The sequence below is a fragment of the Streptomyces sp. NPDC002619 genome (assembly GCF_042889305.1).
Lineage (GTDB): Bacteria > Actinomycetota > Actinomycetes > Streptomycetales > Streptomycetaceae > Streptomyces.
Genome location: NZ_JBIAQV010000099.1, coordinates 1 through 8,637, shown reverse-complemented (window position 1 = coordinate 8,637; position 8,637 = coordinate 1). Strand labels below are relative to the sequence as shown.

The following is an 8,637-nucleotide window of genomic DNA, read 5'->3' as shown; positions in this document are numbered from 1 at the left end:
CGTCCGATCCCGACATCCGGTCCGCAACTGAAGCGGCCCGGATGCTGCCGCCTGCCCACCAGGAGATCGATTTTCCGATCAGCTTCAGAGTCAAGACCGAGCGCCACGGCAACGGGCTGCGCTACCGAGCCCGCTACATCGGCCCGGACGGCACCGAGAAGAGTAAGTCCTTCCCCGACAGGCAAAAACGCCTTGCCGAACATTGGCTTACCCAAACTGCGGCCGACATGGCTCAGGGAACACACGTCGATGCGCGGGCCGCCCGAACCACCTTCCAGCAGTACGCGGAGACATGGCTTGCCAGCCTGGCAATGGACATCAACGGTCACGACTCAGCAGAACGGCGCCTCCGACTGCACGTCTTTCCGTACATCGGGACGCGTCCGCTCGTGTCATTCCAGCCCGGACACATCCGTACTTGGCTCGGCGAACTGGCCGGTGCGGTTCCCAACGCGTCCTATCGCCGGACGATCTTCGGACTGGCCTCCTCCGTCTTCGCTGCGGCAGTAGACGACGCCTTGGTCCCTCGAAATCCGTGTCTTGCCAGGTCGGTGCGTAGCCCGCAACCGGAGCCGTCACGAGTAGTCCCGTGGACCCTCCAGCAAGTCTTCACCGTCCGGTCCGCCCTGCCTGAGCGCTTCCGAGCGATGATCGACGTCGGCGTCGGATGCGGGCTACGGCAGGGTGAAATCTTCGGCTTACCAGTCGACGCCGTCGACTTTGACAGCGGCTGGCTTGGCGTACGAACGCAGGTCAAGCGTGTCCGGGGCAAGTTCGTTTTCGCACCTCCCAAGCGAGGGAAGATCCGCGACGTTCCGCTGCCCGGCAGCGTGGCGCATGCGCTACGTGAGCACATGACGGACTTCTCTCCGGTCGAGATCACCTTGCCTTGGCAGAAGCCAGACGGGCCCTTGGTCACAAGGCGGCTCATATTCACGGGGCGCACCGGTGACAGCGTGCGAGCGAGCTACTTCGACGACCATCTCTGGAAGCCCGCCCTCGTGACCGCCGGGCTCATTCCCGAGCCGAAGCCGGGCGAACGCCACGCGTCGGCCCGGGAGCACGGCATGCACGCCCTGAGGCACTTCTACGACTCCGTGCTGCTGGACGCCGGAGAGAATATCCGGGCTCTGAGCACATACCTGGGTCACAGCGATCCCGGGTTCACCCTGCGGGTGTATACGCACCTCATGCCCAGCAGTGAGGGACGAACCCGCAAGGCTGTGGACGCCGTCCTGACGATGTCCCGCTCTTGAATCATGAGCTCGACACATGGAACTGCTCGTCGCCACGATGGCGGCGTGACGGCCCCTGGACGGCCCGGCTGACGCCGAGAGGTGATGGTCGAGCGCATTTACGCTGGTCAGGAAGGCGCGATCCAGTCTGTCCGAGACATCATCTATCTCTTCCCGATCTACACCGGGCAGACGATCCCGTACGCCGACTGGCGCGCCAGGATGTGGCTCGACACCTGGACCTGACCCCGGCCGCACGATACGCGCGAGCGGCCTGGTAGCGGCGGTACCACGTGTAGTACGCCTGGCGGCTGATCCCGAAGTACCGGCAGGACATCGCAACGTCCCTCGAGATCACGGCCGCCAACGAACTCGACGTACACAGGCACAATGCGGACATGGCCAGGCAGTACGGATCCGAGCTGTACGGCTTCCTCACACGGGCCGGCTCGCTGCTGTCCCCCGCCGCGCGCGACGCCGTCGCCCGGCAACTGGTTACGCCGGTGGTTACGCCGGGATGAGGGATCGCGAATGCCGTGGCGAGGTGTCTCAGCGGCAAACCCGCCTCCTGGGCGAGCGAGATGAACTGCTCGACGCTGCTCCCGGGGCGGCGCGAGCGAGTCGGACCAGACGGTCCGCATGCCGGGAAAAGAGCCGGGCTCGGGGCAGTTGCCCCGAGCCCGGCTCCGGCCGCTGTGCGACTACAGGTTCCGCACCCGGATGTTGCGGAACTCGATCAGGTCGTTGTTGCTGTGGTTCTGCAACCCCACGTACCCACTGAGGAACTGACGCAGATCCGTGGGTGGGTCACCCGCCCGGGACGACGACTTGCCGGGCGTGTTGTCGAACTCGTTGATCACCACGCCGTTGCGGATGATCGTGTAGTGCTGCCCGACCGCGCGGATCTCGTAGTCGTTCCACTGGCCCTTCGGGGTCACCCCCGCCTTGTCCAGGCCCAGCGGCTTGAAGTTGTACACCGATCCTGTCTTCTGGACCTCGCCCGTGGCCCCGTCGTAGATCTGGATCTCCTGACCGCAGTAGATCGCGAGCCACTCCTGGGCGGTACGAGCGGAGCCGACCGTCCCGCAACTGCCGGCCGGGCGCTCGGCCAGCGGCGTCCGCGGGTCCGGGAACCGGATGAAGACCCCGCTGTTGGCGTTGCCGGTGCCCGGAGCCACGTCCCGGAACTGGAGCCTCACCGAGAAGTCTCCGAGCTCCTGCTTGGCGTACCACAGCATGCCCAGGCCGCCGGAACTGCGCATGGTGCCGTCGGGCAGGAGTGAGTACTTCCCGGGGCCGGCCTGTCGCCAGTCGGCCAGGCTCGCCGCGGTCCCGTCGAAGATGGACTTGTACCCGGCGACCTTGCCGATCTCGCTCTGGGCCGCCGCCTTGCCGATCGCCGACGACTCACGGTTGTCGAGGACGCCCTCCTTGCGGAGGTCGTTGACCACGGCGCTGACGTGACTGACGAACTCGCCGTGGTTCGGCCAGGAGGCCTCGTCGTCGATCAGGTCGTTGACCGTGCAGCCGCCGCCCGCACGGTGGTTGGCCACGCCGGTGTCGGTGTCGAGCAGCCTGACGGTCGACCGGGCGTCGGGGGCGGGGCAGCCGGCCTTGGCGTCGAACGTCGCGGTGGACTTCTCGCCGTCGGCGTAGGTGACCGTCAGCTTCGCGTGGTACGTGCCGTAGTCGGCGTAGGTGTGCGTGGGGGCCGCCTCGTGCGACGGCGTGCTGCCGTCACCGAAGTCCCACTCCCAGGCCACACCGCCGGCCTTGGCGCTGGAGAACGCCACCGTCTTGGGCTTGCTCTGGGTGATGACGCGCGCTCCGGCGTCCTGCGGGTTCGGGGTGGCCGGGCCACCGTGGTAGCTGATGCGGATGAGCTTCTGGTTGGGGTGCAGGCTGAAGAAGCCGCCCGCGTAGTCGAGCATGTACAGCGCACCGTCGGGACCGAACTTGGCGTCCATCCAGCTCTGCAGCTGGGTACCGCCGTTGCCGGGCGCGATGATGCTGCGGAGGTCCTCGCCGAAAGCCGGCGCGCCGGCGTTCTGGACGCGGTCCGGGTCGAGGGTCACCGCGACCCGGTTGTTGGCGTTGGACTCGTCACCGATGAACCACTTGTCCTCCCAGTACGCCGGCCAGGCGACGCCGCTCTCGGTGTCCACCTGGGAGCGGTGGAAGGTCGGACCGGACATGATGGCCTGGCCGCCGCCCCTGAGGTACGGCTCGGTGTAGGTGGCCTCACTGTCGACGTACGACGGGACACCGCTGCCGTCAGAGCGCTCGGGGAAGACCGGGCCGCCGCCCTGGGGCGAGTACCAGATCATGTTGTCGCGGGCCGGCGGGATGTCCACCAGGCCGGTGTTGCGCGGCGACTCGTTCTTGAGGTGATCGCAGTCGTACCAGCCGGTGAGGACACTGGCGTCGGTGTTGCTGCGGTCACGGTACGGCTGCCGGTTGCCCATGCAGTACGGCCAGCCCTGGTTGCCCGCGGAGGTGATGACCGTGGCCGTCTCGTACTTGGCCGGGCCCAGGTCGGGGTTCGGCGCTCCCGCATCCGGTCCGACCCAGCCGGCGTTCAGCCAGTTGTGCACCGGGTCGACGGAGAGCCGTGCGATGTTGCGGACACCCATCACATAGATCTCGGGGCGGGTCTTGGCCGTACCGGGCGCGAAGAGGTTGCCCTTGGGAATGGTGTAGGTGCCGTCGGGCTCGGGGTGAATACGGATGATCTTGCCGTTGAGGTCGTTGGTGTTGCCGGAGGTGCGACGGGCGTCCTGGAAGGAGACACCCTTGTACTCCTGGGTCCAGTTGTTCCCGGAGTAACCGCTGGAGCCGCCGGAGGAGTTGTTGTCACCGGAGCCGATGTAGAGGTTGCCGTCCTTGTCGAAGGACATGCCGCCACCGGCGTGGCAGCAGCTGTGGATCTGGGCGTCCCAGTGCAGCAGGTCCTTGCGGGTGCCCTGGTCGATGGACTCGGTCGCGAAGTCGTAGGTGAGCCGGGAGACCGTCCGCTGGCCGATCCGCTTGTCGCGGTCGATCGACTCGTGCGGCATCCAGTAGATGTAGATCCACCCGTTCTTCTCGAACTTCGGGTCGAGGGTGATGCCGACGAGGCCTTCCTCGTTCTTGACCAGTTCGTCACCGCTGCCCCGGTTGCCCATCACGTCGAGCGTGGTGAGCAGCTTGACCTTCTTGGTCCTGGGGTCCCACTGGTGGATGGTGCCGCACCCCAGGCCGACCTTGGGGTTGTTCCAGTCGGCGATCGGGCCGGACGGGCAGGCGGCCTTGCCGATGTAGAAGGCCTTGCCGTCGGGGGCCATGGTGAGACCGTGCGGCTCACCGATCTGGTCGAGCTGCCCCGCCTGGTTCTGGGCGGTCAGCCGCTCGGTCGTGTAATTGGACGCGATGGTCGCCTGACAGTCGCCGCGCACCATGCCGGTGGTCCACTGGATGGCGCCGAGGAGGTGACTCTGGAACTTCGTGTCGGTGGTGTAGCTCTCCTCGGTACGGCCCATGCCGGTGTAGAAGGACCGGCCACCGTCGTAGTCCCGGCACCACGAGATCGGGTGGAACGGGCCATTGGCGCTGAGCCCCGGCTTGTACTTCCACTCCTCGACCTGGGCGACGGTGTGGACCTTGCCGATCGGGTTGGGGTCCCAGTTGATCCACTGGTCGGAGCGGGTCCAGTTGAGCGGAAGTCCCTTGTTGGCCGGGTGCTGACGGTCCGTCACGTCGACGACGGCCTGCTGGACCTTGGAATCCTGCGGGGGCGTCGGGTTGGCGGTGAAGAGCCGCAGCTCGGCCAACTGGGTCAGCGGCTCACCGCTGTTGGCGGTGATCTCCAGCCGGTAGTGCTGGTAGGCCGTGCTGTTGGTGAACTGGAACTGCCTGGTCTGGAAGCGCGACGGGAAGGTCTCGCCGGTCCGGGTGTCCAGGGTCGTCCAGGTCTCGCCGTCCTGCGAGCCCTGCAGCTTCCAGTCCTTCGGGTCCCGTCCCGAGGAGTCATTGGCGGAGGTCAACGCGTAGTTGACCACCGCGACGGGCTTGTCCAGCTTCATAGTGACCGAACCGGTCGGCGTACGGGCCAGCCATTTGGTGTCGTTCTTGCCGTCGAACAGCTTGTCCTTGGTCTCGTTCGGCGGGTTCTCGCTGTTGACCGCGCTCTCGACGACCTTCTCGGGGTCGGGGAGACCCAGGGCCGGGCGGGTGCCGATCAGCCCGGTGAACCAGGAGGAGTCGGACTGGGCCCGGGCGGCGTCGTGGACGCCGACGAAGCCGCCGCCGTTGTTGACGTACGACTGGAACGCGGCTTCCTGCTCGGCGTTGAGCGTCACGCCGTCGGCCGACAGGAACACCACGCCTCGGTACTTGGCGAGGTCGGCGGTGTTGAACACGCTCGCGTCCTCGGACTCGACGACCTTGAACCCGTTCTTCTCGCCGAGGTTCTCGATCGCCACCGTGGCCTGCTTGACCGGGTCGTCCTGCTTGGCGGCCGGTCCGTGGAAGACCAGGACGTTCACCTGGGTGTCGGTGGCGGCGGCCTGTTCCTGGTCGACGCGTTCGACGGGCGGCTGCGCCTGTGCCTGCACGGCCGGCAGCGTGGACAGCCCCATGGTCAGTGCGGCGCTGGACAGCAGAACGACGGCGCGGCGCCAGGGCCACGCGTGACGGGAGGCCCGCCCAGGACGCGACGGTGGCGATCCGCTTCGTCTCGACAGGGCGAACCGGTCTCTCTTGCCCATGTTTGCTCCTTGACTCGATCCGGCAACGGAAGAGTGATCAGGGGTGGAGCGAGGGCTGCCGCAGGAGCCCCACCCGGCATGCGCCGGGCGAGGCGGATTTCGGCGGGCGGTCACGATGCCCGGGAAGGACGGGGTACCGGAGCAGGGAGGCAGGTTCGCCTCGGGTCCTTGCGGGCGAGGACCGACCGGCGGCAGGTTGGTACACGCCCGTCAGACCGTCAGGCAGGCCTGACGGGCGTGGCTTCTGGGGGCGGAGCCCACATCAGGACCCCGCCGCTGCCTTCTAGTGGTGGGGCATGCCGCCGGGGACCGTGCCGTCGGCCTCGGTCACGAGGAAGATCCCCGCCATGCCCATGTCCGCGTGGCTCTGGACGTGGCAGTGGTACATCCAGGCACCCGCACCGACGCGGTCACCCGCAATCACCTGGAACCCGAAGGAGTCCGCGGGGCCGACGGTCTTGGTGTCGATGACCCGGCTCACGTCCTGCGGACCCTGCAGGATCCCGGTGCGGTTGTCCACCCAGCGGTGTCCATGCACATGGAAGGTGTGGAAGAACTCCCCGTGCGTGATGACGATGAACTCCACGCGCTCGCCGCGGACGGCCGTGAAGGTGGGGGTGTCGTGGTGGGCCCTGTTGTTGATCGTCATGTCGTTGAACACGACGGTGAACTGCTTGTCGGGCAGTGGATCGCCCTTGCGACGCACGATCACGGGGCCGTACAGGCCCTTCTTGATGCCGCCCGTGCCGTGTTCGGTCCCCACGTTGTGATCGTGATAGTGCCAGTAGCCGGCGCTGCCGGCCTCCCACGTCCCGTCGTGGTTCGGTCCGGGGGTGTGGGTGCGCCAGACGTAGGTCCGCCGGCCGCCCGGTTCGACGACGCTGTCGTTCATCTTGGTGCCGTCGCTGGCGACGTCGTAGTCCATGCCGTGCACGTGCAGACTCGCGGCGACGTCCAGGTTGTTGACGACCTCGATGTTCATCGTGTCGCCCTCGGTCAGCTCGATGAGCGGGCCGGGGATCGTCGCCTGACCGGGCTGCAGGCCGTAGCCCATCTCCCCGTTCGGCAGCTTCTCCATGTACAGCGTCAGGTCGCGGACGTTGCCCTGGTCGTTTCCTTGACCGCTTCCTGCAGCGGGCTTGTCCTTCGGGGCGGCGGCGGAGACGCCGAGCACCGTGGGTACGACCGCCGCGGCGGCCGCCCCTGCGGCGAACGCTCGCCGGGAGAAGAGGCGTCTCGCGCCTACGCCTGAGTCGGTCATCGCTCTCCAATCCTCGAAACGCGTACGTGCCTGAAGGCGTCTCGCGGTCGTGGTGTGAGCCGCCGCCGACGGCAGCTGTCCCGTCACGGCGGTACGCGGTGGTGCGCCGGGCGTTCGGCCCCGCACGGCAGGCGGGGCGGTCTTCGGACCGGACTCCGGTGGAGGCTGTCCGGCTTGGCTCGATGTGCCGGCTGCGGCCGGGGTCGGATCGGCTGGGCGAACAGGAGTCGCCTTGGGACCCGGACACCGTAACGGGCGCGTCCGCAGTTTTTCCAGACTCAGGTCAAAGTTGGTTGGATTCCGGTCATAGGTCTTGGCGGATGGTCAAAAGACCGGCTAACTTCCCACCGTTGCCGCATTGAATGAGGTTGCGTGAACCCCGCCTTCGGGTTCGCGGTACCACCGGCCTCGCAGCGACGGGGGTGGATGCCGCGTGTTCGTGAGTGACGGCGGCCAACGCCGTTGTCACGCGCGGGCGATCAACCCGAGCGCGGCACTCGCCCCGTTCCGTCCAGGGCGCCGGTCCGGTGAGCGGAGTACTCGCGCCTCGCACGCGCTCATCCCGGCGTCCGGTCGTCCACCCGGCGGAACCGCGAGTCCTGCGCGGTGCCGCACAAGCGAAGTCCCGAAAGGTGCAGCGGTGTTCAGAAGACTGCTCCATGCCCAGACGGATCCGCCCCCCTCAAGAACCGTGCGACGCACCCGATTCAGCGCGCATCCGGCGCTGGTGGCGCTGGTGGCCGTTGTCTTCACGGCTCTCTCGTTGGCTGTGCCGGCCGCGTACGCGGCGGTGAGTCGCGCGGCGGAGCCCACAGCGAACCAGGTGCTCACCTGGACGGCCGGCGACGATTACATGAAGTACACGTCCGCCCCCGTCACCGCGGTGGCCGGCAAGGCGACCATCGTGTTCGACAACAGCGCAGCGGCCGGCAACACGACGGGGCTGTCGCACACCCTGACGTTCGACGTTTCGAACCCCGACTACAACAACGACGTCAGCCTCAACATCCTGTCGAGCCCCTTCGACTCCGAGGGAGGCAGGCACACGGCCGAAGTCACGCTCACGCCTGGCGTCTACCACTACTTCTGCGCGATGCCGGGCCACCAGATGATGTCGGGTGAACTCATCGTCACCGCCGCGCCCGACGACGACACCACTGCGCCGGATGCGTCAGCGACGGTGTCGGGGACGAAGGACTCCTCCGGAAACTACGTCGGAAGCGCGAGCGTGACGCTGACCGCCTCGGACGCGGAATCGGGCGTGGCCGGAATCGAGTACGCCCTCGACGGCGCCTCCTACGGCGCCTACACAGCACCAGTCGAGGTCAACACCGTCGGCCACCACACACTGACCTACCGCGCGACCGACAAAGCAGGCAACACCTCACCAGCAAAA

The 8,637-nt window shown here is 67.3% G+C and carries 5 protein-coding genes and 3 pseudogenes; 4 read left to right on the top strand and 4 right to left on the bottom strand.

Annotated elements, in window-relative coordinates:
- The first annotated feature begins 41 nt into the window (after positions 1–41).
- From ACFYXB_RS44770 to ACFYXB_RS44760, 3 genes are all read left to right on the top strand, one after another.
- Entirely contained in the window at positions 42–1,256 is a 1,215-nt protein-coding gene (locus tag ACFYXB_RS44770) for a tyrosine-type recombinase/integrase (protein WP_389591179.1), read from the top strand.
- Between the two features lie 84 nt (positions 1,257–1,340).
- Positions 1,341–1,481 (top strand): hypothetical protein, encoded by a 141-nt coding sequence (locus tag ACFYXB_RS44765; protein WP_351363010.1) that lies wholly within the window; start codon positions 1,341–1,343, stop codon positions 1,479–1,481.
- Positions 1,482–1,633: 152 nt separating this feature from the next.
- Positions 1,634–1,756: a hypothetical protein gene (locus ACFYXB_RS44760; RefSeq protein ID WP_389591178.1), complete on the top strand. Its 123-nt coding sequence runs from the start codon at positions 1,634–1,636 to the stop codon at positions 1,754–1,756.
- A gap of 180 nt (positions 1,757–1,936) precedes the next feature.
- Here the strand turns inward: ACFYXB_RS44760 and ACFYXB_RS44755 are convergent.
- The 4 genes and pseudogenes from ACFYXB_RS44755 to ACFYXB_RS44740 form a co-directional block, all read right to left on the bottom strand.
- Positions 1,937–3,070: pseudogene (locus tag ACFYXB_RS44755) on the bottom strand (family 16 glycoside hydrolase); the annotation flags it as partial.
- Between the two features lie 9 nt (positions 3,071–3,079).
- Positions 3,080–5,029 (bottom strand): annotated as a pseudogene (locus ACFYXB_RS44750) (ThuA domain-containing protein); the annotation flags it as partial.
- A 6-nt stretch (positions 5,030–5,035) separates the two neighbouring features.
- Positions 5,036–5,851, bottom strand: a pseudogene (locus ACFYXB_RS44745) (ThuA domain-containing protein); the annotation flags it as partial.
- Between the two features lie 412 nt (positions 5,852–6,263).
- A complete protein-coding gene (locus ACFYXB_RS44740) occupies positions 6,264–7,241 on the bottom strand; it encodes a multicopper oxidase domain-containing protein (RefSeq protein WP_389591176.1) in 978 nt (325 codons plus the stop codon).
- Positions 7,242–7,932: 691 nt separating this feature from the next.
- Here ACFYXB_RS44740 and ACFYXB_RS44735 point away from each other — a divergent pair.
- Positions 7,933–8,637, top strand: a 705-nt coding sequence (locus ACFYXB_RS44735; RefSeq protein ID WP_389591175.1) for an OmpL47-type beta-barrel domain-containing protein, incomplete at its 3' end; no start/stop codon positions are given.

What these genes read in the sequence shown, in the direction of transcription:
- ACFYXB_RS44770 (WP_389591179.1), top strand. Translation starts at nt 42, where the DNA reads ATGCTGCCGCCTGCCCACCAGGAGATCGATTTTCCGATCAGCTTCAGA.
- ACFYXB_RS44765 (WP_351363010.1), top strand. Translation starts at nt 1,341, where the DNA reads ATGGTCGAGCGCATTTACGCTGGTCAGGAAGGCGCGATCCAGTCTGTC.
- ACFYXB_RS44760 (WP_389591178.1), top strand. Translation starts at nt 1,634, where the DNA reads ATGGCCAGGCAGTACGGATCCGAGCTGTACGGCTTCCTCACACGGGCC.
- ACFYXB_RS44740 (WP_389591176.1), bottom strand. Translation starts at nt 7,241, where the DNA reads ATGACCGACTCAGGCGTAGGCGCGAGACGCCTCTTCTCCCGGCGAGCG.